Source organism: Cellulomonas sp. H30R-01, from assembly GCF_010119915.1.
Classification (GTDB): Bacteria; Actinomycetota; Actinomycetes; order Actinomycetales; family Cellulomonadaceae; genus Cellulomonas; species Cellulomonas algicola.
Map to the genome: position 1 here is coordinate 4,058,951 of NZ_CP048210.1, position 23,247 is coordinate 4,082,197.

Annotated in this window: 22 protein-coding genes; 15 read left to right on the forward strand and 7 right to left on the reverse strand. The window is 75.1% G+C overall.

All coding sequences use genetic code 11. The features are described 5' to 3' along the window. The first annotated feature begins 2 nt into the window (after positions 1 to 2). The 3 genes from GXP71_RS18025 to GXP71_RS18035 all read left to right on the forward strand — a co-directional run bounded on the left by GXP71_RS18025 (position 3) and on the right by GXP71_RS18035 (position 3,813). Positions 3 to 1,751, forward strand: a complete 1,749-nt coding sequence (locus GXP71_RS18025) for an iron ABC transporter permease (protein WP_162353786.1) — start codon at positions 3 to 5, stop codon at positions 1,749 to 1,751. Continuing rightward, on the forward strand, positions 1,748 to 2,914 hold the full coding sequence (locus tag GXP71_RS18030) for an ABC transporter ATP-binding protein (RefSeq protein WP_162353787.1): 1,167 nt from the start codon (positions 1,748 to 1,750) through the stop codon (positions 2,912 to 2,914). The genes GXP71_RS18025 and GXP71_RS18030 overlap by 4 nt, the downstream gene beginning before the upstream one ends. A 131-nt stretch (positions 2,915 to 3,045) precedes the next feature. Beyond that, positions 3,046 to 3,813, forward strand: coding sequence for a hypothetical protein (locus GXP71_RS18035; RefSeq protein WP_162353788.1), 768 nt, complete (start codon positions 3,046 to 3,048; stop codon positions 3,811 to 3,813). Positions 3,814 to 3,853: 40 nt separating this feature from the next. On the opposite strand, the gene GXP71_RS18040 is transcribed toward GXP71_RS18035, so the two are convergent. Then, on the reverse strand, positions 3,854 to 4,942 hold the full coding sequence (locus GXP71_RS18040) for a GNAT family N-acetyltransferase (protein ID WP_162353789.1): 1,089 nt from the start codon (positions 4,940 to 4,942) through the stop codon (positions 3,854 to 3,856). Between the two features lie 148 nt (positions 4,943 to 5,090). Between GXP71_RS18040 and GXP71_RS18045 the strand changes: the two genes are divergently transcribed. Further along, positions 5,091 to 5,708 (forward strand): YgjV family protein, encoded by a 618-nt coding sequence (locus GXP71_RS18045; protein WP_162353790.1) that lies wholly within the window; start codon positions 5,091 to 5,093, stop codon positions 5,706 to 5,708. Positions 5,709 to 5,782: 74 nt separating this feature from the next. Next, on the forward strand, positions 5,783 to 7,048 hold the full coding sequence (locus GXP71_RS18050; RefSeq protein ID WP_162353791.1) for an Nramp family divalent metal transporter: 1,266 nt from the start codon (positions 5,783 to 5,785) through the stop codon (positions 7,046 to 7,048). A 305-nt stretch (positions 7,049 to 7,353) separates the two neighbouring features. Here GXP71_RS18050 and GXP71_RS18055 read toward each other — a convergent pair whose 3' ends face one another. The 3 genes from GXP71_RS18055 to GXP71_RS18065 all read right to left on the reverse strand — a co-directional run bounded on the left by GXP71_RS18055 (position 7,354) and on the right by GXP71_RS18065 (position 9,845). After that, positions 7,354 to 8,784, reverse strand: coding sequence for an RNA polymerase sigma factor (locus tag GXP71_RS18055; protein ID WP_162353792.1), 1,431 nt, complete (start codon positions 8,782 to 8,784; stop codon positions 7,354 to 7,356). Next, a complete protein-coding gene (locus GXP71_RS18060) occupies positions 8,781 to 9,338 on the reverse strand; it encodes a hypothetical protein (protein WP_162353793.1) in 558 nt (185 codons plus the stop codon). Before GXP71_RS18060 ends, GXP71_RS18055 begins: the two co-directional genes overlap by 4 nt. Positions 9,339 to 9,482: 144 nt before the next feature. After that, positions 9,483 to 9,845, reverse strand: coding sequence for a YciI family protein (locus GXP71_RS18065; protein WP_162353794.1), 363 nt, complete (start codon positions 9,843 to 9,845; stop codon positions 9,483 to 9,485). A 167-nt stretch (positions 9,846 to 10,012) separates the two neighbouring features. Here GXP71_RS18065 and GXP71_RS18070 point away from each other — a divergent pair, with 167 nt between their 5' ends. The 6 genes from GXP71_RS18070 to GXP71_RS18095 all read left to right on the forward strand — a co-directional run bounded on the left by GXP71_RS18070 (position 10,013) and on the right by GXP71_RS18095 (position 15,788). Beyond that, the gene (locus tag GXP71_RS18070) at positions 10,013 to 10,348 is read left to right on the forward strand and encodes a helix-turn-helix transcriptional regulator (protein ID WP_124341560.1); all 336 of its coding nucleotides are present in this window, start codon (positions 10,013 to 10,015) and stop codon (positions 10,346 to 10,348) included. Further along, entirely contained in the window at positions 10,345 to 10,728 is a 384-nt protein-coding gene (locus tag GXP71_RS18075; protein ID WP_225916119.1) for a VOC family protein, read from the forward strand. The genes GXP71_RS18070 and GXP71_RS18075 overlap by 4 nt, the downstream gene beginning before the upstream one ends. A gap of 293 nt (positions 10,729 to 11,021) precedes the next feature. Then, a complete protein-coding gene (locus tag GXP71_RS18080) occupies positions 11,022 to 13,256 on the forward strand; it encodes a cellulose binding domain-containing protein (RefSeq protein WP_162353795.1) in 2,235 nt (744 codons plus the stop codon). 134 nt (positions 13,257 to 13,390) lie between these two features. Beyond that, positions 13,391 to 14,023, forward strand: a complete 633-nt coding sequence (locus tag GXP71_RS18085; protein ID WP_162353796.1) for a TetR/AcrR family transcriptional regulator — start codon at positions 13,391 to 13,393, stop codon at positions 14,021 to 14,023. Between the two features lie 141 nt (positions 14,024 to 14,164). Further along, a complete protein-coding gene (locus GXP71_RS18090) occupies positions 14,165 to 15,001 on the forward strand; it encodes an alpha/beta fold hydrolase (protein ID WP_162353797.1) in 837 nt (278 codons plus the stop codon). Between the two features lie 328 nt (positions 15,002 to 15,329). Continuing rightward, positions 15,330 to 15,788 carry a pyridoxamine 5'-phosphate oxidase family protein gene (locus GXP71_RS18095; protein WP_162353798.1) on the forward strand — a complete coding sequence of 153 codons (459 nt, stop codon included), beginning with the start codon at positions 15,330 to 15,332 and terminating at the stop codon, positions 15,786 to 15,788. A gap of 29 nt (positions 15,789 to 15,817) precedes the next feature. Here the strand turns inward: GXP71_RS18095 and GXP71_RS18100 are convergent, their stop codons facing one another. Then, positions 15,818 to 17,314 carry an NAD(P)/FAD-dependent oxidoreductase gene (locus tag GXP71_RS18100; RefSeq protein WP_162353799.1) on the reverse strand — a complete coding sequence of 499 codons (1,497 nt, stop codon included), beginning with the start codon at positions 17,312 to 17,314 and terminating at the stop codon, positions 15,818 to 15,820. Between the two features lie 507 nt (positions 17,315 to 17,821). On the opposite strand from GXP71_RS18100, the gene GXP71_RS18105 reads away from it, so the two are divergent. Together GXP71_RS18105 and GXP71_RS18110 are read left to right on the forward strand one after the other, a co-directional pair. Beyond that, positions 17,822 to 18,940, forward strand: a complete 1,119-nt coding sequence (locus GXP71_RS18105) for a ThiF family adenylyltransferase (protein ID WP_162353800.1) — start codon at positions 17,822 to 17,824, stop codon at positions 18,938 to 18,940. Between the two features lie 8 nt (positions 18,941 to 18,948). Continuing rightward, on the forward strand, positions 18,949 to 20,250 hold the full coding sequence (locus GXP71_RS18110) for a hypothetical protein (protein WP_162353801.1): 1,302 nt from the start codon (positions 18,949 to 18,951) through the stop codon (positions 20,248 to 20,250). On the opposite strand, the gene GXP71_RS18115 is transcribed toward GXP71_RS18110, so the two are convergent. After that, positions 20,186 to 21,433 (reverse strand): MFS transporter, encoded by a 1,248-nt coding sequence (locus GXP71_RS18115; RefSeq protein ID WP_370520950.1) that lies wholly within the window; start codon positions 21,431 to 21,433, stop codon positions 20,186 to 20,188. The genes GXP71_RS18110 and GXP71_RS18115 overlap by 65 nt on opposite strands. Positions 21,434 to 21,584: 151 nt before the next feature. Beyond that, positions 21,585 to 21,950 carry a hypothetical protein gene (locus GXP71_RS18120; RefSeq protein ID WP_124341569.1) on the reverse strand — a complete coding sequence of 122 codons (366 nt, stop codon included), beginning with the start codon at positions 21,948 to 21,950 and terminating at the stop codon, positions 21,585 to 21,587. A gap of 263 nt (positions 21,951 to 22,213) precedes the next feature. Between GXP71_RS18120 and GXP71_RS18125 the strand changes: the two genes are divergently transcribed. Both GXP71_RS18125 and GXP71_RS18130 read left to right on the forward strand, forming a co-directional pair. Further along, positions 22,214 to 22,444 carry a chemotaxis protein CheW gene (locus GXP71_RS18125; protein WP_162353802.1) on the forward strand — a complete coding sequence of 77 codons (231 nt, stop codon included), beginning with the start codon at positions 22,214 to 22,216 and terminating at the stop codon, positions 22,442 to 22,444. Positions 22,445 to 22,519: 75 nt separating this feature from the next. Further along, complete coding sequence (locus GXP71_RS18130) at positions 22,520 to 23,224, forward strand: hypothetical protein (RefSeq protein ID WP_162353803.1); 705 nt, start codon at positions 22,520 to 22,522, stop codon at positions 23,222 to 23,224. Positions 23,225 to 23,247 lie beyond the last annotated feature (23 nt).

Here is a 23,247-nt window from a genome sequence, read left to right on the forward strand (position 1 = left end):
CGATGACGACGACGCTCGCCCGACCCGACGCCCCCGCGGCGCCGGGCGGGCGGGCGCGCGCGTCGGCGGGGACGGTCGCGTTCTGGACCGCGGCCGTCGTGGTCCCGCTGCTGTTCCTCGGGCTGTTCTTCGCGTGGCCCGTCGTCGTGATGGTCGCGCGCGGGTTCGTCGTCGACGGCGCGCTCGACCTCTCAGGCTTCGCGGACGTGTTCTCCCGCCCGCGCACCTGGCGGATCGTCGGGCTGACGCTCGCCCAGGCGTCGGTCGCGACCATCGTGTCGGTGCTGCTCGGGGTGCCCGGCGCGTTCGTGCTGTACCGGCGGACGTTCCGCGGGCGGGCAGCCGTGCGCGCGCTGGTCACGGTGCCGTTCGTGCTGCCGACGGTCGTCGTCGGCGTGGCGTTCCGGTCGCTGCTGGTCGACGGCGGGCCGCTCGGGTTCCTGCGGCTCGACGGGACCTTCGCGGCCGTCGTCGCCGCGCTCGTGTTCTTCAACTACGCCGTCGTCGTGCGGGCCGTCGGCGGGCTGTGGGAACGGCTCGACCCGCGCGCCGAGCAGGCCGCGCGTGCGCTCGGCGCGTCGCCGTGGCGCGCGTTCCGGACCGTCACGCTGCCCGCCCTCACGCCCGCGGTCGCGTCGGCTGCGTCGCTCGTCTTCCTGTTCTCCGCGACGGCGTTCGGCACCGTGCTCGTCCTGGGCGGCCTGCGGTTCGGGACCATCGAGACCGAGATCTGGATCCAGACGACGCAGTTCCTCGACCTGCGCGCCGCCGCCGTGCTGTCGGTCGTGCAGCTCGTGGTCGTCGCCGGGGCGCTGCTCGTCGCCGGGCGCACGCGGGCCCGGCGGGAGCGTGCGCTCGACCTCGGCGCCCCGACCGCGACCGTCCGCGCCCTGACGCTCCGGCGGCCCCCCGGGGTCCCGCGCGGCGACGGGCACGCGCTCGACCTCGCCGCCGCCGCGCTGACGGGCGTCGTCGTCGTGCTGCTCGCGCTCCCGCTCGTCAACCTCGTCCTGCGCTCGTTGCGCACCGCCGACGGGTGGGGCGTCGACCACTACGTCGCGCTGGCCGCGCCCGCCGACACGCTCGGGGTGAGCCCGCTGCACGCCGCGGTGACGTCGCTGCGCGTCGCGCTCGACGCGACCACGATCGCGCTGGTCGTGGGCGGTCTCGTCGCGCTGGTCGTGTCGCGGCGCCCGCGTCGCGCGGTCGGCCGCCGGGCCGTCGCCGGGCTCGACGCGGTGTTCATGCTGCCGCTCGGCGTCTCGGCCGTGACCGTCGGCTTCGGCTTCCTGCTGTCGATGCACCAGCCGTTCGGGCTCGACGTCGACCTGCGGACCTCGCCCGTGCTCGTGCCGATCGCGCAGGCCGTCGTCGCCGTGCCGCTCGTCGTGCGGACCGTCCTGCCCGTGCTGCGCGCGATCGACCCGCGTCTGCGGGAGGCCGCCGCGACGCTCGGCGCCGCACCCGGCCGCGTCCTCGCGAGCGTCGACCTGCCCGTCGCCGCGCGCGCCCTCGGCCTGGCCGTCGGCTTCGCGTTCGCCGCGTCGCTCGGCGAGTTCGGCGCGACCTCGTTCCTCGCCCGCCCCGACCGGCCCACGCTGCCCGTCGTGATCTTCCGGCTCATCGGCCGGCCGGGTGCGGACTCCTACGGCACGGCGCTCGCCGCGTCCGTCGTGCTCGCGGTGCTCACCGCGGGCATCGTCGCCGCCTGCGAACGGCTGCGGGCCGGCAACCCCGGAGGTGACTGGTGAGCGGACTGCGCGTGCAGGACGTCGTCGTGCGGTACCCCGCCGGGCGGCGCGGCTGGACGACCGCCGTCGACGGCGTCTCCCTCGACGTCGGCGCCGGCGAGGTCGTCGCGCTGCTCGGACCGTCGGGCTGCGGCAAGTCGTCGCTGCTGCGCGCCGTCGCCGGGCTCGAGCCGCTCGCGGGCGGGTCCGTCGCGTTCGACGGGAAGCCGGTCGACGGCCTGCCCGTGCACCGACGCGGCTTCGGCCTGATGTTCCAGGACGGCCAGCTCTTCGCGCACCGCGACGTCGCGGGGAACGTGGCGTACGGGCTCGCGGGGCGGCGCCCGGAAGGGCGTGGGGCCGGCCCCGGCAGCGATGACGGACGGACGTGGGCGGCCGGGGGACGCGCCGCGCTGGTCGACGAGCTGCTCGACCTCGTCGGCCTCGCCGGGTACGGACCGCGACCCGTCGCGACCCTGTCCGGCGGTGAGCGCCAGCGTGTCGCGCTCGCCCGCGCGCTCGCTCCCCGCCCCCGGCTCCTGCTGCTCGACGAGCCGCTGTCGGCGCTCGACCGGTCGCTGCGCGAGCGCCTCGCCGTCGACCTGCGCGCCGCGCTCGTCGCGACGCGCACCACCGCCGTCCTCGTCACGCACGACCAGGACGAGGCGTTCGCCGTCGCCGACCGTGTCGCCGTCATGGATCGCGGCCGGGTCCTGCAGGTCGGCACGCCCGCCGACCTGTGGCAGCGGCCCGCCGACCGTCGCGTCGCCGAGTTCCTCGGGTACGAGGCGTTCGTGCCGGTCACGGCCGCGGTGGCCGCGCCGCTGGTCCGTGCGCTCGCGCACCGGGGCGAGGTCGGCGCCGTCCCGCGCGCCGCCGACGGTGGCGGTGCCACGCCGGCTCCCCGTGACCGGGACGTCGTCGCGCTCGCGGAGGGCGCCTTCGTCGTGGAGCGCGTCCCGTCGCCGGGCGTCGTCGGGGCGATCGGGGAGGACGGGGTCAAGGGCGTGGTGCTCGCGGTGACCTCGCGGCGCGGCCGGTCGGAGGTGCGCGTCGACGTGGACGGGATCGGGCCGGTCACCGCGCTCGCGCCCGTCGGGGTGCAGCTCGACCCGGGCAGCGTCGTCCCGCTCGCCGTCGACCCGGACGCCCTGGCCGTCCTGCCGCTCGACGCCCCGGGATGACGGCTCCCCGGGCGACGTCGCCCGTCTCAGGGACGGCGTGGTGAGGCGGCGGCGCGCCGGTCGCACTACCGTCGGAAGGGTCCGGCACCGGGCGGTGACGGACCCGCCGACGACGCCGAGGTGATGTCCGAATGACGCTCGACCGCCGCGAGATCGTGTCGCTCGACCTGCACGCCGACCTGCACACCGCCTGGGCGCACCTGCGCCAGCCGGAGCTCGTCCGGCAGTGGTTCGGCTGGGACTACGACGGGCTCGACGCCGAGATCCGCGACTACTTCATCGCCCAGCCGGTCGTCGGGCAGTCCTACGAGGGCGACAACCTCTCGCACACGCTCACGACGCCGAGCCACGACGTCATCGCCGTGACCGCCGCGTCGCACGACCCCGGGCACACGCACCTGACGATCACGCGCCGCAGCCACGACGGGCTCGCGACGTACGACGGCGTGTACGACCCGATCGACGAGGGCTGGATCCAGTTCGCGCACCAGCTGCAGTTCCTGCTGCGCACCCACCCGGGCCAGGAGCGCCGCACCCTGTCGGTGTTCGGGCTCGACGCGGGCGACCGGAGCGACCGCCTGCTCGACCGTGCGGGGCTGCACGGCGTGCGCGGCATCCCGGTGGGCGGCCACGTGCAGGCACGACGCCCCGACGGCACGCTGCTGGGCGGGACGCTCGTCTACAAGGCGGAGCACCAGTTCGGGATCCAGCTGCACGGCATCACGGAGTCGTTCCTGGTCATCACCGAGGTGCCCGTCGCGAGCCACCCGCCGCACGGCACGGTCGGCGCGGTGCTCTCGACGTACGGCATCGACGACGCGACGTTCGCCGAGGTCGAGGAGCGCTGGTCCGGCTGGTGGGCGCGCTCGCAGCCGCACGGCACGGCCGTCGGCGCGTGACCTCCAGCTCACCAGGGGTGCGCCGGGCCTGACGCCCCCGTCACTCCAGACGGAGCTGCCACTCCCCGGAGCCGCCGCTCGGTGCGAACCCCAGGTCGATGTTGATGCGGAGCATGTAGGAGTTCTCCTCGGCGTTCCACGTCGCGACCCGTCGCGCGCCCGGCCGGACCTCCGCGAGCCGCTGGAGGTTCGCCGCCTTGACGAGCATCCCCAGCCGTCGACCCCGGTGCTCCTTGAGCACGAGCGTGTCCTCCTGGTGCACGAACTCCTCGTTCTCCGGCGGCAGCATGAGCACGGTGTACGCGGCGAGCGTGTGCGTCGGCACGTGCTCCGCGGCCGCGACGACCAGCTCGATGCCGCGGTCGACGAACTGCGCCTCGGTCGTGCGGATGCGCTTCGCGTCCCAGACGTCCTCCTCGAAGTCGAGGCCGCCCAGCGGGACGTCGGTGCTCATGCGCGTGTTGAGCGTCGCGTACTCGTCGACCCACTCGTCGGGGGCGGCGGACCCCCAGTGCACGATCCGGTACTCGTCGCCCGCGAACGCCTGCGCCTGCGCGCGGTGCGCGGCGAGGACGTCCGGGTCGACCGGCACCGGGAGGACGGATCGGCGCGCGACCTGCTCGAGCTGCCAGCCGCGCGACGCGACGAACCGGACGGCGGGGGCGTCGGCGGCGACGCGTCCCGTGCCCGTGCTCGGGACGAGGGTGCCGTCGCCCGCGGGCGGCTCCTGGCGGTGGTCGGTGCTCCCGGTGAGCGAGCGGCGGCCTGCGGCGCGCGCGACGTCGAGCGCGTGGTCGTGCAGCGCGGACCCGATGCCCTGGCCGCGGTGCTCGGGCAGGACGCCGATCTCGACGTACGCGGTGTGCGTGTTCTCCTGCAGCGGCAGCAGCATCGCGAGGTAGCCGAGCGGCGTCCCGTCGTCGTCGGTGACGAGGAAGCGCGGCTTGCGCACGTACGCCTGGTCGCGGAGCGCGCCGAGGACCTCCTGCGGCGTGCGGTCGTAGTCGTGGTTGCCCCACTCGTGCGCGATGACACGGTTGGCCACGTCGGTGAGCGCGAGGAGCGGTCCGGCCCCGGGCGCGTCGACGGACTCGGGCACGGGCACCTCGTGGATCGACCATGACGCCATGCCGTCCAGGGTCGACCCGTCCGCCGGGCCGGGTCGAGACCTTTAACGACGCGGATCCCTCGCTCCCGACCCGCCGCAGCCACCCGTCCGGCGCAGCGGTGCACGCCCGGGCCGGGCAGCTCCCGCGGAGGCGGGGATACTGGCGGGCATGCTCTGGCTCGAGGTCGTCGGGTGGCTCGGATCGGTCCTGGTCGTCGTGTCGCTCATGCAGGCACGCGTCCTGCGGTTCCGGGTGCTCAACCTGGTCGGGGCCGTGCTTGCGACCGGCTACAACGCGATCGTCGGGATCTGGGCGTTCGCCGTGATGAACGGGGCGATCGCGATCATCGACGTCTACTGGCTGTGGCGCCTGCTGCGCGAGCGGCACGACGAGCGCGCCTACACGGTCGTCGACGTGGGGACCGGCGACGCGTGGGTGCGGCACTTCCTCGACGTGCACGCCGAGGAGATCCGCCGCTTCCAGCCGGGCTTCGCGCTCGCCGACGACGCGTCGGCGTTCCTCGTCGCGCGCGGGGACGAGGTCGTCGGGGTGGTCGTCGTCCGGGACGTCGGGGACGGGGTCGGCGTCGTCGACCTCGACTGGGTGACCACCCGGTTCCGCGACTTCACGCCGGGTGAGTTCGTGTACCGGCGTTCCGGTGTCTTCGCCGAGCACGGCCTGCGTGAGCTGCACGTCGAGCCCGCGCCGGCGATGCGCGAGTACTTCGGCAAGGTCGGCTTCCACCAGACGGCCACCGCGTGGGTGCGCGAGGTCGAGGCGGCCTGACCTCGGCCTGTCGTCCTGAGGATGCGGGTGACCGGGTATAGAGTTTCGGGCACCCGAACTTTCCAGGAGGAGCGGTGACCCGAGTCGACGTCGACGTCGAGCGCGCGGAGGCCCTCGGCCCCGGTGGACGCCGGAAGGCGCGTCGCACGCCGCTGCTGCTCGGGCCCGCGTTCGTCGCCGCGATCGCCTACGTCGACCCCGGCAACGTCGCCGCCAACCTGACCGCCGGCGCGCGGTACGGGTACCTGCTGCTGTGGGTGCTCGTCGCCGCCAACGTCATGGCCGTGCTCGTGCAGTACCAGTCCGCCAAGCTCGGGCTCGTCACCGGCGACTCCCTGCCGGGCGTCCTCGGCAAGCGCATGCGACGCGGTCCGCGGCTCGCGTTCTGGGGCCAGGCCGAGCTCGTCGCCGCCGCCACCGACATCGCCGAGGTCGTCGGCGGCGCCATCGCCCTGCAGTTGCTGTTCGGGGTGCCGCTGCCGCTCGGCGGGCTCATCGTCGGCGTCGTCTCGATGGTCCTGCTCGCCACCCAGAACGTGTACGGGCAGCGTCGCTTCGAGGCCGTCGTCGTCGCGCTCCTCGCCGTCATCACCGTCGGCTTCCTCGTCGGGCTGCTGGTCAGCCCGCCCGACGCGCGCGGCGTGCTGTCCGGGCTCGTCCCGCGGTTCGACGGCACCGACTCCGTCCTGCTCGCCGCGTCCATGCTCGGCGCGACCGTCATGCCGCATGCGATCTACGTGCACTCCGCGCTCGTGCGCGACCGGCACGGGCACGCGCCCGCGGGCGAGGGGCGTGTCCGGCTGCTGCGCGCCACCCGCTGGGACGTCGGCGGTGCGCTCGTCATCGCCGGGCTGGTGAACATCGGTCTGCTGCTGCTGGCCGCGTCCGCGCTGCGCGGCGTCGACGGCACCGACACCATCGAGGGCGCGCACGCCGCGATCGTCTCCGCGCTCGGACCCGCCGTCGGGATCGCGTTCGCCGTCGGGCTGCTCGCCTCCGGGCTCGCGTCGACGTCCGTCGGGGCCTACGCCGGCGCGACGATCATGGAGGGCCTGATCCACCGCCGGATCCCGCTGCTGGTCCGCCGCGTCGTGACGCTCGTGCCCGCGATCGTGCTGCTCGCCGTCGGGGCAGACCCCACGTGGACCCTCGTCCTCAGCCAGGTCGTGCTGAGCTTCGGCATCCCGTTCGCGGTGATCCCGCTGGTCCGCCTGACCCGCGACCGCGCCCTCATGGGCGCCGACCGCAACGGCCCGTGGCTGCACGCGGCCCTCGTCGTCGTGGTCGCCCTGGTCGTGGCCCTCAACCTCACCCTCCTCACCCTCCTCCTCGCCACCTGAGCCTCGACCGGCGTGCTGCCGCTGCCCTCCCGCGCCCGCCGGTGAGCGTCGGTGAGCCGCACACAGGGTCGGTGGTGCGCCGTGGCGTCCGCAGGTCGCCGGGAGCCGTCGGCTCGAAGGGGTCGACACGGTCACCGTCTCGCCATGACGCGACGACCTGGGAGTCCCGACGTCGGTCCCGGGGTGCTCCCCACCGTGCACCTCGCGGCCGCTCACGCCCTGGTGCCGACGTCGTCAGCTCCGGATGACGAACTCGGCGCGGGCTGACGAAGTCGGCGCCGTCAGAGTCGCGCCAGTGGTCGTGGTCAGGCCGAGGTGACCTCTGCCAGGCGGGACTCCAGGTGGGTGCGTTCCGTCGGGTTGGTGACCAGGGTGAGGGCGTGGCGGTAGGAGGCCGCGGCCGCCGCTCGGCGGCCCGCGCGGGCCAGGAGCTCGGCCCGGACGGCCGGGACGCGGTGGAGCCGCGGGAGCGCCTCGTCGAGGCCGTCGAGCAGGCGCAGGCCGGCGTCCGGGCCGTCGGCCTCCGCGACGGCGACCGCCCGGGCGAGGCGCACGACGGGCGAGCCGGTGAGTCGTTCGAGCTCCGCGTAGCGCGCGGCGACGACGTGCCAACGGGTCGCCTCCGACGTCGGTGCGGTGGCGTGCTCGGCAGCGATCAGCGCCTGCAGCAGGTACTCGCGGGCGAGCCGCGACATCGGCGGACGCGTGGTGGGCGCGGGCGGCCGGTCGGCCGGTGTGGGCGCGGGGCGGTCGGCGGGCGCGACCTCGGGGGTGAGGGTGGACAGGAGGGTGAGGGCCTCGTCGATGTCGTCGTGGCGCCAGCGGGTGCGGTCCTGGTCGGGGAGCAGGACCAGCCCGCCGTCGGCGTCGAGGCGGGTGTCGCGGCGCGAGTGCTGGAGCAGCAGGAGCGCGAGCAGCGCACGGACGACCGCGCGGTCGGGGAGCAGCCCGTCGAGCACGCGGAGCTGGCGGATCGCCTCGTCGCCCAGGTCGACGCGCAGCGGGACGTCCCCCGCACCCGGCTGGTAGCCCGACGTGAAGGTCAGGTAGACGACGGTCGCGACCACGTCGAGGCGTTCGTCGAGCCGGTCGGCCGGCGGTGTCGCGAAGGGGATGCCGGAGGCGGCGAGGCGCTTCTTCGCACGGGTCAGACGTGCCGCCATCGCGGACTCCTGCACGAGCAGCAGCCGGGCGATCTCCGCTGTCGACAGCCCGACGACGAACCGTAGCGTGAGGGCGACGCGGTCGTCGGGGGCGATCGCCGGGTGGCAGCACGCGAAGACGAGCCGGAGCTGCTCGTCGGCGACGTGCGCACCGGGGTCGACGGCGGCGGACGCGGCCGCGCGCATCTCGTCGTCGACCACCATGAGCGGCGCCTTGCGCCGCTGCACCGACTCGGTGCGCAGGCGGTCGAGCACACGTCGACGCGCCGCCGTCAGCAGCCAGGCCCCCGTGTTGGCGGGGACGCCGTCGAGGGGCCAGCGTCGGGCGGCGGACTCGAACGCGTCGGACACCGCGTCCTCCGCGAGGTCCGGCCGCGCGTACTGCCCGATGACCAGGGCGATCAGGCGTGACCAGTGCTGCTGCCACGCGGCGGCGACCGCGTCGGCCGCCTGCTGCTCGGTGCTCGCACCGGGCGCCGAGGTCGGGGCGCCCGCGAGCGCGCTCGCCCGGGTGGACGCGTCCGCTCCCGTCGGTGGCGTACGCGGGCCGTCGGCCGGGTCGGGGGCGGTCATGCGGCCACCACCGGGTGCACCTCGAACGTGCCCGCGGGGAGCAGGGTGAGGACGTCGACGAGCGCGTCGAGGTCGGGGGCGTCGAGGACGTGCAGCCCGACGAGCGGTCCGTCCGGTGCGGCGGCCGTCCCGTCCGTGAGGGTCAGCCCTTCCGCGCGGGAACGGACGGTGGTCGCGACGTCGGGGGATCCGAGGGTCTCGTCGAGCACGGTCGTGACGCCGAGCACCGCGGCGAGCGCGGCGAGGTCGTCGCGCGGTGCGCGTGGCGGAGCGAGGATCGCGGCGAGGGCGGCGGCGACCTCGTCGTCGCCGGGACCGGGTCCGTGCCCGGCGGGTGCGGGGCTCGAGCCTGCGGAGGCGGAGCCCCGACCGTCCGGATCGGAGCCACGATTGGCGGACGCGGGTGCCGGGTCGGCGGAGGCCGGCGCCGGACCGGCGGGCTGCGGGCCCGGGCGCGTGCCGCGCAGCCCGCCGGTCGTGAGCTCGTCGAGGAGGTCCGTCCCGCGTGCGGGCCGGGTCGACGTGCCGCCGTAGCGGAGGACGACGAACCTCATGCGGACGCCCCCCGGTCCGTCGCCGTGGTGCAGGGCGTCGCGAGACTCGGGCGGCGACGGCGGGGCTGCGTGGGCATCGGGGCCTCCTGGCGGTGCGGGGTGTCGGCGGGATGACGGGGGAGCCGTGTCCCGATCGACATCGCCTCAGAAGTCGAGGACCGCGACGGGCCGGACCTCGATCGTGTACGACGGCGGGAGCCGGCGGGCGTGGTCGACGACGGCGTCCTGCGACGCGGCCTCGACGAGGTAGAAGCCGCCGAGCTGCTCGGTGGTCTCGGCGAACGGCCCGTCGGTGGTCAGCCGGTCCTCGCCGGGTCGCAGCGTGGTGGCGGTCGCGGTCGGCCGGAGCGCGTCGCTCGAGAGGATCACGACGTCGTGCTCCGCGGCGTTCTGCTCGTAGTCGCGGTGCCGGACGAGGTAGACCTCCTGCTGCTCGGGGGTGGCGTTCGCCCACAGGTTCTCGTCCTCGTACAGCAGGACCATCCAGCGGTCGCGGTCGTCGGTCATGTCAGCTCCTCGTCGGGCGGGCGGGCCGGCGGCGTGCCGGGTGGGTGAGGTGGGTCGGCCCGGCGTCCAGGGACACCGTGCACCGGGATGACGCGCGGCGGTAGCCGGAATCGACAAAGAACCCGTCCCCATTGACAGGCAAGTAGCGACTTGCCTATAACGGTCCCATGCCCGACGAGGTGTACAAGGCGCTCGCGGACCCGACGCGCCGCGTGATCCTCGACGAGCTGCAGGAACGCGACGGGCAGTCGCTGTTCGAGATCTGCTCGCGCCTCGCGATGAAGCACGGCCTGTCGTCGACCCGGCAGGCGATCTCCCAGCACCTCGACGTGCTCGAGGCCGCAGGGCTGGTCGTCGTCCGGCGCGAGGGCCGGTACAAGCTCCACCACCTCGACACGTCCCCGCTCGCCGAGATCACGCGCCGCTGGCCGGTCCGTGACGTCGGTGGCACAGGCGGGAGCGCCCCCAGCGAGACCCACACCCCCGGAGGGACCGACCGATGATCCGCCTCACCGTGACCAGCGTCTTCGTGGACGACCAGGCCAAGGCGCTCGACTTCTACACCCGCGTCCTCGGCTTCGTGCCGAAGAACGACATCCCGCTCGGCGAGGACCGGTGGCTCACCGTCGTCTCGCCCGCCGACCCCGACGGTGTCGAGCTCCTGCTGGAGCCGGACAAGCACCCCGTCGTCGGCCCGTACAAGGCCGGTCTGGTCGAGGACGGCATCCCCGCGGCGTCGTTCGGGGTCGACGACGTGCACGCCGAGTACGAGCGGCTGACCGCCGCGGGCGTGCGGTTCGTGCAGCCGCCGACGGCGATGGGGCCGGTGACGACGGCCGTGCTCGACGACACGTGCGGCAATCTCGTCCAGCTCGCGAGCTGAGCCGCCGTCGGCCAGCCCTGGCGTGCACCGGTGGAGCGGTGGCACGGCGGCCCCCGATGTCGTACCCCCCGGACGCGTCGGTCACGCCACCCGAGGATGTGAGCGCGCACATCGCCCTGCGGTCTTGAATCGTTCAAACCCGAAACGCTTCACCGGGGGTCCAGGCCTCCCGCACGGGCGAGCGCTTCCCTAACGTCAGGCGACGACCCACCCCCGCCCGAGGACTGCCGGCCGCGGCGCGGGGTCCGCAGCGCGCGAGCGACGCCGCCCGCGCGCGAACCGAAGGGGAAGCCATGACAGCACGACGGGCGGCCGCGGGACTCCTCGCCGCCGCGACGATGGCGACGGGCGGTCTCGTCGCCGCCGCGGGCGCCGAGGCAGCCGTGGGCTGCCGCGTGACGTACACCGTGACGAACCAGTGGAGCACCGGCTTCGGTGCCGACGTGAAGATCGACAACCTCGGCGACGCCGTGGACGGCTGGACCCTGACGTGGGCGTTCGGCGCGGGCCAGACGGTCACGCAGGCGTGGAACGGGACGGCGTCGCAGTCGGGCGCGACCGTGACCGTCCGCGACGCCGGGTACAACGCCAGGATCGGGACCGGCGGCACCGTGTCGTTCGGCTTCAACGGCGGGTGGAACGGCTCGTCGAACCCCGCGCCGACGTCGTTCGCGCTCAACGGCACGACCTGCACGGGTGGCACCACGCCGACGACGACGCCGACGAGCACCCCCACGTCGACGCCCACGAGCACCCCGACCAGCACGCCGACCCCGACACCGACGACGACGACCCCGCCGCCGTCGGGCGCGTGGCAGGCCGAGGACCTGGACCGCGGGCTCATCAGCGTCCGCAGCGGGTCGGGGAACCTCGTGCAGTGGCGGCTGCTCGGGACCGAGCCGGCGAGCACCGGCTTCAACCTCTACCGCGGCGCGACGAAGGTGAACGCGTCGCCGCTCACGGGCGCGACGAGCTACCTCGACGCGGGTGCCGCGGCGAGCGCGACCTACACGGTCCGGGCCGTCGTGGACGGCGCCGAGCAGGCCGCCTCCGAGACGTCCCTGACGTTCGCGAACGGCTACCTCGACGTCCCCATCAGCAAGCCGGGGTCCGACTACGTCGCGAACGACGGCTCGGTCGGCGACCTCGACGGTGACGGCCGGCTCGAGGTCGTCCTCAAGTGGGACCCGACCAACGCCAAGGACAACTCGCAGTCCGGCGTGACGGGCAACGTGTTCCTCGACGCGTACGAGCTCGACGGACGGCGTCTGTGGCGCATCGACCTGGGCCGCAACATCCGGGCGGGCGCGCACTACACGCAGTTCCAGGTCTACGACTACGACGGCGACGGCAAGGCCGAGGTCGCGGTCAAGACGGCCGACGGCACCCGGTCGGGCACGGGGCAGGTGATCGGCAGCGCGAGCGCCGACCACCGCAACTCGTCGGGCTACGTCCTGTCCGGCCCCGAGTACTTCACGGTGTTCCAGGGCCAGACGGGCGCGATCGCCGCCACGACCGACTACGTGCCGCCGCGCGGGACGGTGTCGAGCTGGGGCGACTCGTACGGCAACCGCGTCGACCGGTTCCTCGCCGGCACCGCGTACCTCGACGGCGTCCGGCCGTCGATCATCATGGCGCGCGGCTACTACACGCGGGCCGTCGTCGTCGCCTGGGACTACCGCGACGGCAAGCTCACGCGGCGGTGGACGTTCGACTCGAACGCGTCGGGCAACAGCGCGTACGCCGGGCAGGGCAACCACTCGCTGTCCGTCGCCGACGTCGACGGGGACGGCCGGCAGGAGGTCCTGTACGGCGCGGCGGCCATCGACGACAACTGCACGGGCCTGTGGACCAACCGCACGGGTCACGGCGACGCCGGGCACGTCGGCGACCTCATCCCGAGCCGGCCCGGACTCGAGTACTACAAGGTCACCGAGTCGACGAACCAGCCCGACTCCTGGATGGCGGACGCCCGCACGGGCCAGATCCTCTGGAGCACGCCGTCGGGCTCGGACAACGGGCGCGGGGTCTCGGGCGACATCTGGTCCGGCTCGGCGGGTGCCGAGTCCTGGTCGTCGTCGGACTCGCAGCTGCGCAACACGTCCGGCACCGGCGTCGCGCGCAAGCCGTCGTCGGCGAACTTCCTGGCCTGGTGGGACGGCGACACGACGCGTGAGCTGCTCGACCAGACGCGCATCGACAAGTACGGCACGGGCGGCGACACGCGTCTGCTGACCGGGTCCGGCGTGCACAGCAACAACGGCACGAAGGCGACGCCGACGCTGTCCGGCGACATCCTCGGGGACTGGCGCGAGGAGGTGATCTGGCCGACGTCCGACGACAGCGCGCTGCGGATCTACGCGACGCCCGTCCCGACGGACACGCGGCTGTGGACCCTGCTGCACGACCAGCAGTACCGCGTCGCGATCGCGTGGCAGAACACGGCGTACAACCAGCCGCCCCACCCCGGCTTCTTCCTGGGCTCGCCGTTCACGCTCCCCGCGAAGCCGAACGTGTACCTCCGCTGACGCCGGCACGACGCCGCGCGCTCGGGACCTGCGGCGCGTGACGGCACGACGACGACCCGTCCGGGACCTCACCGGGCGGGTCGTCGTCGCGCACGCCCTTCCGCACCTCAGCACGATCGTGCTACAACTGCCGCATGGGGAAGGGTGAGGCGACGCGGCAGGCGGTGGTCGACCGCGCGGTCGAGATCGCCGGGCGCCTCGGCATCGCCGGTCTGACGATCGGCTCGCTCGCGACGGCCACCGAGATGTCGAAGAGCGGGCTGTTCGCGCACTTCCGCTCCAAGGAGGCGCTGCAGCTCGCGGTCCTGGCCCGGGCGCGGGAGAGCTTCGTCGACGAGGTGGTCCGCCCGGCGCTCGCGACGACGCGCGGCGAGCCGCGGGTGCGCGCGCTGTTCGAGCACTGGCTGGCGACGTCGCAGGCCAGCGCCGCGGGATGCCTGTTCGTGTCGGCGGCCACCGAGTTCGACGACGACCCCGGGGCGGTGCGCGACCAGCTCGTGCGCGACCATCGCGACCTCGTCGACTCGATCACCCAGATGTACCGCGCGGGTGTCCAGGAGGGGCAGTTCCGCGACGACCTGTCGCCCGAGCAGTTCGCGCACGACCTCTACGGCGTGATGCTCGGGCACTTCCACGCGTACCGGCTGCTGCGGGACCCCGCGGCCGAGCGCCGGTCGCGCGACGCCTTCGAGCGCCTGCTCGCGGGCATCCGCACGCCGGCCGAGGACCTCGCGGTCGTCGGCCGCTCCGGGGCACCCGGCCGCTGACCGCGGCCCGCACCGTCCAGCCCTCCCCTGTCCCGCCCGGACCGACCCGTCCGATCCCGTCCGACTCCGCCCCACTCCCGATGTCAGGAGCTCACCGTGACCACGACAGGTGTTCAAAAAAGCACGACCGTTCGTTCACACGTGCGGCCACCGCGTGGACTGCGCACCGCGTTCAGGCTCACGGACCGCGTCGCCCCGGCGCTCGTCGCCCGCGCCGCGTTCTTCCTCTGGTGCCGACCGACCGGCACGCGTCGTACGGCGACGGTCCCCGGCGGTACCCGCTGGACGCTGCCGGTCGGCCAGGGGCACGTCGCCGGGCAGACGTGGGGGCGCGGGCCGCGCGTCTACCTCGTGCACGGCTGGGGCGGGCACCGCGGCCAGCTCGCCGCGTTCGTCGAGCCGCTCGTCGCCGCCGGTCACGAGGTCGTCGCCTTCGACGCGCTCAGCCACGGCGAGTCCGGACCCGGCGAGTTCGGACCCCGCCAGGCGACGATGCCCGAGATGGCCGACACCCTCGCCGCCGTCGTCGCCGCCCGGGGCCCTGCGCACGCGATCGTCACGCACTCCTTCGGCGGCAGCACCACGACGCTCGCGCTCCTCGACGGGCTGACCGCCGACCGCGTCGCGCTCGTCGCGCCCATGGCCGACCCCCTGCCGTACACACGCGACTTCGCCGAGGTCCTCGGGTTCAGCGAGTCGACCCGGCAGCGGTTCCTCGCGCTCATGGAGCGACGGGCCGGGCGCCCGCTCACCGACTTCGACGTCGCGCGCGGCGTCGAGTCCTTCGACGGGCCGCTGCCCGCGGCGCTCGTCGTGCACGACACGCAGGACAAGGAGGCGCACCACGCCGACGGCGAGCGCCTCGCGCGGTCGTGGCCCGGCGCGCGCCTCGTCACGACCACGGGCCTCGGGCACCGCCGCATCCTCCGCGACCCGGACGTCGTCGCCGAGGTCGTCGCGCACGTCACCGCCGGCTGAGCCGCCCGACGGCGTCAGGTCGCCACCGTCAGAGGCCCGAGCGCCGCTGCACGACGCCGTCGTCGCCGGCCGAGCGCTGCCGCGACCTCACGTCGTCGGGTTCGTCAGCTCGGGCCGGGTGCGTCAGCTCCACCTGACGAGCTCGGCACCCGCTGACGAGCTCGCGGGAGGAAGCCGCGGGAGGCGAGGGGCTGGCGGGCGGGTGGGACCGTCGGCCAGGTGTGGCGGGTGGGCGCGTGGGACCGTCGGGCGGGTGGGGCGGTGACGTCTGCCAGACTCGGGCCGTCGGGCGGGCTGCTCGGGCCGTCCCACGTCGACGAGGAGTGCGATGACCGAGACGCCCGCCGCCCGGACCGCTGAGCAGCGCGTCGCCGACACGCTCGACCGGCTCCGCACCGACGTCGACCTGTGGGTCGCGACCGCTGACGCCGACGCCCAGCCGTACCTCGTGCCGCTGTCGTTCCTCTGGGACGGCGAGTCGATCCTCGTCTCGACGACCGCCGCGTCCCCGACCGCGCGCAACCTCGTCGCGACCCGCCGCGCTCGCCTCGCACTCGGGCAGACGCGTGACGTCGTGCTCGTCGACGCGGACGTCGAGGCGTCGGACTCCGTGCCGGACGACGTCGCGGACGCGTTCGCCGCGGCCACCGGGTTCGACCCCCGTGCGGAGCCGCAGGAGTACACGTGGTTCCACGCCCGCCCGCGGAGCGTCCAGGCGTGGCGCGAGGCGAACGAGCTCGCGGGCCGCACGATCCTCCGGGACCGCGCGTGGGTCACCCGTCCCTGACCGACGGTCAGGGAGCGGGCGACGCGTCGTCAGGCCGGGTCGGGCGCGGTGGCCGGGGCGGGCACGAGGATCTGCGGGCGGGGCACCGGGGGGCCGTAGCCGCGCGCGCGGGCGCGCACGACGCCCGCCACGACCGCGGGGTGCAGCAGCGCGAGGGGTGACCCGACGAGGTGGTAGAGCCGCCCGAGCGCGAGCTGGGCTCGGGTGTGGCCGTGCGCGCCGACGAGGTTGACCTCGCCGATCCACCAGCCCATGGCCCGGTCGACGGGTGAGGGGCGCCGAGCCGACGGCACGAAGGCGCGGTCGACGCCGGTCGCGATGCCCCAGGGGAGGTCGGCGAGGCGCCGGAACCGGCGCACGAGCGCGTGCGCGCCGCCGGGACGGCCGAGCGCCCCGCGTCGGTCCGCGGCGCGCAGCGCGAGCGCCTCGAGCGCGGCGACGGTCACCCCCTGGCCGTAGATCGGGTTGAAGGCGCACAGCGCGTCACCGATCGGGAGCAGCCCGTCGGGCCAGTCGGGCAGCAGGTCGTAGCGGTGCCGCTGGTTGCCGGTCTGCCGGTGGACGGCGACCTCGCTCGCCGTGCGGCCCGCGTCGACGAGCTCGGCGAGCGCGGGGTCGGGCAGCTCGTCGAGGAACGCGCGCAGCGCGTCGGCGTCGCGCGGGGGGCGCTGGTCGCCCGCGCCGACGGCCCCGACGATCCAGCGGCCGTCCTCGACGGGCAGCGCGATGCCGCCGGGTGAGCCCGGTTGCGCCTGCACGACGATCCCCGGCACCGCGACGCGGTCGTGCGGCAGGTCGACGAGCCACGAGGCGTACCCGACCCGGGCGTCGATCGTGTCCGTGCGGGCGGGGCTTACCCCGAGGTGCTCGAGCCAGCCGGGCAGGCGCGACGACCGGCCGGTCGCGTCGACCACGAGGTCCGCCGGGACCGAGTCGCCGTCGGCGACCTCGACGGCCCACGGGTGGGAGTCCGGGCCGCCGACCGGCGCGTGGGCGACGCCGTCGACGCGCACGCCCGTCCGCAGCTCGACCCCGGGCAGGGCGAGGACGCGTCGCCGCACGACGTGCTCGAACACGGGGCGGCTCACGGACAGGATCACGAGCTGACGCACCCGGGGGGTCCAGCCGGTCGCCGCGAGCCACGCGAGGTCGCCGGTGTCGAAGGGCACCGCCCCGGCGGCGAGGAGGTCCGCGCGGGCGCCGGGCAGCAGCTCCTCGACGGCCTCGAGCCCGCGGTGCAGGTAGACGTGCGGCTGCGGGCTCTGGGGGACGCCACGACGGGGCCGGGGCGTGCCGGGCAGGTCGTCGCGCTCGAGCAGGAGGACGGTCCGCCCGGGGCGCGCGAGCGCAGCGGCGGCGAGGAGGCCTGCGACGCCTGCGCCGAGGACGACGACGTGGCGCGCCCGTCGGGAGGCCGCGGGCGGCGGCCTGCGGTCCGCCGGCGGGGCCGCAGGGCGGGCTGCCGGTGGGGACGTCGGGCGGTCCGGTCCGGCCGCCTGCCTGGCCGCGGGTGGGCGTCGTCGCACCCGGTCATGGTCCCGCGCGCCGGCGGGTGTCGGCCAGGGCCGTCCCGGAGCGTGGTCCGACGGCGGCCGGGTGAGAAAACTACTCCGGAGTATCAAAGTCGCCGGGGCCCTCTCCTGGTCGGGTGTTGCTGCCCGGTACGGCAGCGCACCGGACGACGACAGCAGGGGGGTGAACAGCAGATGACCATCGAGATCATGGAGGTCGAGGAGATCACCGCGACGCGGATCCACCTCGACCCGGACGCCTACGTCTACGGCGCCGCCTGACGACGCACTGAGGCCGGCCCGGCCCACCGCCGGGCCGGCCTCCACGCGTCGCGGCCCTCGCGCCCGACGCGCCTCCGCCGCGCTGCCCGCCCGACGCGCGGCGCGACGCCCCCGGTCGAGGGCACCGGCGGACCCGCACGGTCCCGGCGCCCCGACCACCGGGTCGGGCGGTCACGAGCCGCGACCCGGACGCGCACCGGCGGCCCACGCCGCCGTCCCCCCGACCCCGACGAGGACGTCATGGTTCCCCGACTCAAGTCGCTCACGTGCCTCGCCCACGACGGCGAGCTCATCGTCAGCCTCGACCCGACGTCCCGCGTGCGGGTCGCCGACCCGGACGGCCGCGTCCTCGCGCTCCTGCGGCTGCTGCTCGACGGGACGCGCGACGCCCCGGCCCTCGCCGCGGCGCTCCGGTCGCAGGGCTTCGCCGCCTCCGACGACGACGTCGCGACCGTCGTCCGCCAGCTCGACGGCCTCGGCTGGCTCGAGGACGCCGCAGCCCCGGAGACGTTCGACGCGCACGACCGCGAGCGCTACGCGAGCAACCTGTTCTGGTTCGACGCGTTCACGACGCTCGACGTCCCGCGTGAGGAGCCGCAGCGCCGCCTGCGTGCCGCGCACGTGCTGGTCCTGGGTGCGGGCGGCCTCGGGTCGGCCGCGCTGATGAGCCTCGCGGGGCTCGGCGTCGGCACGCTGACGGTCGTCGACCAGGACCTGGTCGAGCTCCGCAACTTCGCGCGCCAGTTCACCTACACGGAGGCGGAGGTCGGGCAGCCGAAGGCCGAGCGGGTGGCCGACTGGCTGCGCGCGTTCGACCCGTCGCTGCGCGTCACGGCCGAGCGCCGACGCGTCGACTCCGAGGAGGACGTCGCGGACCTGCTGCGACGGTTCCGTCCCGACCTGGTGGTGCACGCGATCGACGACCCCGCGGAGGTCGACCGTTGGGTCAACGGCGCGTGCGTCGCCGCTGGGGTGCCGCTCGTGCGCGGCGGGCTCGCGTACACGCAAGGGCTCTACTGGTCGGTCGACCCGGGTGTCAGCGCCTGCCAGGAGTGCCTCGTGCGGCACCGCGAGCGGCTCGCGGAGGGCGTCGACCGGGTCGCGATGGAGTGGCCGCTCGTGCTGCGCCAGGAGCACCGCAACCGTGGGATCGGGCCGGTCGCGCAGGTGCTCGGCGGGCTCGTCGCGATGGAGGCGTTGCGGTACCTCACCGGCCTGACGTCGCCTGCAGCGGCCGGGCGCTACCAGCTGGTCGACCTCGGCGGCGACTGCACCACGCGCACCGACCCGTGGCCGGCCGACCCCGACTGCCCGGTCTGCGCGACGGCTCCCGCCCGCACCGCCCGCCGCGCGGCCTGAGGCACGCCATGACGACGCCTGCTGTCACGGCCCCGGCTCTCGACGCGGACCTCGTCAGCCCGTCGTCGGTCCTGCGGCTCCACGACCTCACGACGACCGCGCAGGGCGACCGCGTCGTCGTCGGTCACCCCGCGACGGGCCGCTTCGTGGCGCTGCCCGCCGTCGGCGCGCAGGCGCTGGCCCTCCTCGCCGAGGGGCGGACCGTCGCCGACGTCGAGCGCGCGGTGACACCGCCCGACGCGCCCGAGCCCGTCGACGTCGTGTCGTTCGCACGCTCGCTGGTCCGGCTCGGCTTCGTCGCGGCGGTCGACGAGTCCGCCGTGGCCGCACCGCCACCGGGGGACGTCGGTCCGGCAGGCACGGGCTGGGCCGTCGCCCCGCGGATCCGGCTGCCGTGGCTGTTCGGGCGAACCGCCGGGGTGCTCGCCGCGCTCGCGACCCTCGCGTCGGTCGTGCTCGTCACCGCCGTCCCGCGCGTGCGTCCCCACGCGCTCGACCTGTTCTTCCTGGCGAGTCCCGCGCAGAGCATCGCCGCGGTCGTGGTCGTGACGTACGTGCTCGCGGGCGTGCACGAGCTCGCGCACGTCCTCGCGGCGGCCGCGCTCGGTGTCCCGGCGCGACTGCGCGTGACCCGCCGGACGTACTTCCTCACGTTCGAGACGAACCTGACGGGCCTGTGGGCGCTGCCGCCGCGCCGCCGCGTCGGGCCGCTGCTGGCCGGGATGGGGTTCGACGCGTCGGTGCTGTGTGCGGCGCTGGCCCTGCGGACGGCGGGCGTGGGACCGGACGCGTTCCTCGCGGCAGTCGTGATGATCGAGCTCACGGCGATCGTCGTGCAGCTCTTCGTCTTCCTCCGCTCCGACGTGTACGCGGTGATGACGGCCCTGCTCGGCTGCACCTCGCTCGACCGGACGACGCGTCTGATGCTGCGGCGCACGGTCCGCCGGCTCAGCCCGGAGCAGGCGGCGGCGCTCGCGGCAGCGCCCGCGCGGGACCTGGCGGTCGCGCGCTGGTACCGGTGGGTGCACGTGTCGGGGTACGCGCTCGCGGCGGCGTTCTTCGTCGCGGTGTTCCTGCCGTCGACGTGGTTCATGCTGCGCTGGGTCGTCGAGTCGGTCGTGGTGCACGGACCGTCGACGTGGGCGTTCTGGGAGGCGCTGCTGCTGGGGATCGTCGTCCTGTCGCCGCGTGCCGTCACGGGCGTGGTCGCGCTGCGCGACCTGCGGGCCCGTCGTGCGCGGGCCGTCACTCCGGCTCGGGGGCGTCCTGCTCGTCGGCGTGCGCGACGTGCCGCAGCTGCGACCAGATGAGCACGACGAACACGGCCGACCCGACGAACGCGAACCAGAACGGCGCCGTCACGCCGTTGTGCTGCGCGAGCGCCCCGCCCACCCCGGCGCCGACGACGAGCCCGCCGAAGACGCCGACCAGGTTGACGCTCGCGACGCGTCCCTGGAGCGCGGTCGGCACGGCCCGCTGCCGGATCGTCACGGACGTCGTGCCCCAGACGAAGGCGTGCGCGCCGAACACGAAGAACACGACCATCGCGAACCAGGCGGTCGTCGTGAGCGCGAGCGCGAGGTGCGTGAGCGTCTCGATGATCAGGCCGATGCGCATGAGGTTCGCGAGGCTGATCCGCGCGGTCAGCCACCCGTAGGAGAACGTCCCGACGAGCCCGCCCACGGCCTGCACCGTCGTGACGAGCCCGAACCCGATCGCGCCGAGGCCGAGCCGCTGCTGTGCGTAGAGGACGAGGACCGCCCACGCGGCGCCGAACGTCACGTTGAAGATGAGGATCGTCAGGACGAGCGTGCGCACGGCCGCGTGGTGCAGGACCCACCGGACGCCCTCGGCGATGTCGTGCCGGATGTGCGTCGCCTTGCGCTCGGTGTGCACGGGCGCGACGCGCAGCCGGGACACCATGACCGCTCCGGCGGCGACGAGCAGCGCGTCCGCGAAGAACGGCACGGCCTGCCCCCCGGCGAACAGCGCGGCACCGACGGGCGGGCCGACGAGCTGGTTGACGGTGACGAACCCGGCCTGGATGCGGGAGTTCGCGACGGCCAGGTCGTCACGGCGGACGAGCATCGGCACGAGCGTCGACGAGGCGTTGTCGGCGAACGTCTCGGCGGTGCCGAGCAGGAACATCGCGACCAGGACGAGCACGATCGGGGCGGCGTCGACGGCGACGGCCGTGGCGAGCAGCGCGAGGGCGACGGCCCGGACGGAGTCGACGGCGACGACGAGGCGTCGGCGGTCGAGCCGGTCGGTGAGCGCGCCGGCCCACAGGCCGAACAGGAGCGGCGGCAGCCACTGGAGGAGCGCGGCCAGGGCGACGAGGAAGGCGTCGTCCGTCCGTGACGCGACCAGCAGGGGACCGGCGGCGAGGACGATGCCGTCGCCGAGGTTCGTCGTCCACGACGAGGCGAGCAGCCACCGGAACCCGGTGCCGAGCCTGTGCGGGACGACGGACTCGACGATCCGCGACGACACGTCGAGCACGGTAGCCCGGCGTGCCGTCACGCTCCCAACGGATAGGCCGGCCGCAGACGCGCACGAGCAGCACCTCCACGGCCTCCGGCAGGTCGGGCCACACCGGGCCACACCGGGCCGCGCCTGCCGCAGCTGCCCGCGGGCCGGGCCGTCAGCGCAGCGCCGCGAGCAGCTCCGGGTCGTCCATGCCCGGGACCGCGTACCCCGTGGCGTCGTCCCAGGGGACCTGCTCGCGGTCGAGGCGCACCGACCACCACGCGTCGGGCACCGCGCGGCGCAGCTCGGTCAGCGTCGCGCACCAGTGGAGCAGGGACGTGAGGGCGTGCAGCGGGTGCACGGGGAGCTCCGTCCGGCCGCGCAGCACGACGGCCTCCGGCAGGTCGGTGTCGGGCACGAGACGCGGAGCGCCGTCCGGGGCGCCGGCGTTCCCCTGCTCGACGAGGCGGGCGACCCGTGACAGCTCCTCGGGGTCGAGAGGCGTCGGGCGCTCGGCGATGTACTGGAGGGTGACGGCCACGGCCGCACAACCTACTGCCTGGTACCGCCCGGTTGTGACGGTTCGCCCCCAATCCTCCGGTTCGTCGCCGGACCGTGACCCGGGACCGGCGCGGGCGGGGCGACGACCTGCCTGGACAGGCGTCCGGGTGTGACCAAGATGGCCCTTTCGGCCCAGGCCACGAGCGTCCACATGATGGGACGATGGAGGGGCCGGTGACCCCGGCGACCCCGCATCCCCGGGCGTCCGTGCGACGCCCCCGCGCACTCACGAGGAGCGTCCCGATGGCCACCGACACCCTTCCCGGACCCGTCACCGCCCGCCACGACGAGCCGATCGGCCAGCGCGTCGCCGCGCTCGTCGACACCGTCCGCTGGGCCCCCGCCCCGCGCTTCGAGGGGACCCCGGCGAACCGGTGGCGCTTCGTCGCGTACCTCGGCGGCAGCATGCTCGCGTGGACCGTCGTCGGCCTCGCCGTCACCGCGGGCCTCGGGCGCGTGCTCGGTCTCTCCTGACCCCGTTGCTCCGGTCGGGCGAATCGGACGTCGAACCCTCAAGTCGGGCATATCGGCGCCGATAGCGTGCGCGCCGTGCCCGTCGCCGTCGCCACAGTCCCGCTCACCGTCGTCACCGACGCGCGCGTCCTCGTCCCCGCCGCCCCGCCGGCGCCGGTCGCGGCTCCGCGCGGGGTGCGCCACCAGCGACGTCGGCTGCACGCCGCGCTCGGCCCGCGGGTCATGCGCGCCGTGGTCGTGACCGCGACGACGCTCGCGCTGGTGCCCGCGCTGTCCCTGGTCGCCGGCGCGATCGGTGCGCCGAGCGGTGTCCGGACGACGGCCGCCCTGGGTGTCGTCGCGCAGGGTGGACTCCTGGTCGCCGCGCTCGTCGCGGTCGCCGTGTGGCTGTCGGGCAGCGCCGTCGGCGTCCCGGTCGGCACGGTCGCCGCGTGGCTCGCGCTGCGGCCGCTCGCGGCGCGCGACCTGCGGCGGCTCGAGGCGGCGCTCGCCGGGGCCACCGTGGTGCAGGGCGTGGGCATCCGCCCCGGGTACGGGCGCAGCCGCGCGGTCGAGCTCGCCGACGGGTCGGTCGTCACGATCACGCGACTCGTCGACCGCGACGACCGCGGCCGTCAGGTCGGCTTCACGCGGTCCGGCGGTGTCGACCGGGTCAGCCGTGCCGCCGCCGCGATGGCGCTGACCGCGCACCAGCAGGCCGTGGGCGAGACGCCCTGGTTCCCCTCGCTCGTCGACGGTCGTCGGCCGCAGCGGTGGGGGACGTTCGGCACCACGCCCTGAGGGCGACGCTCCGGGACGGCACA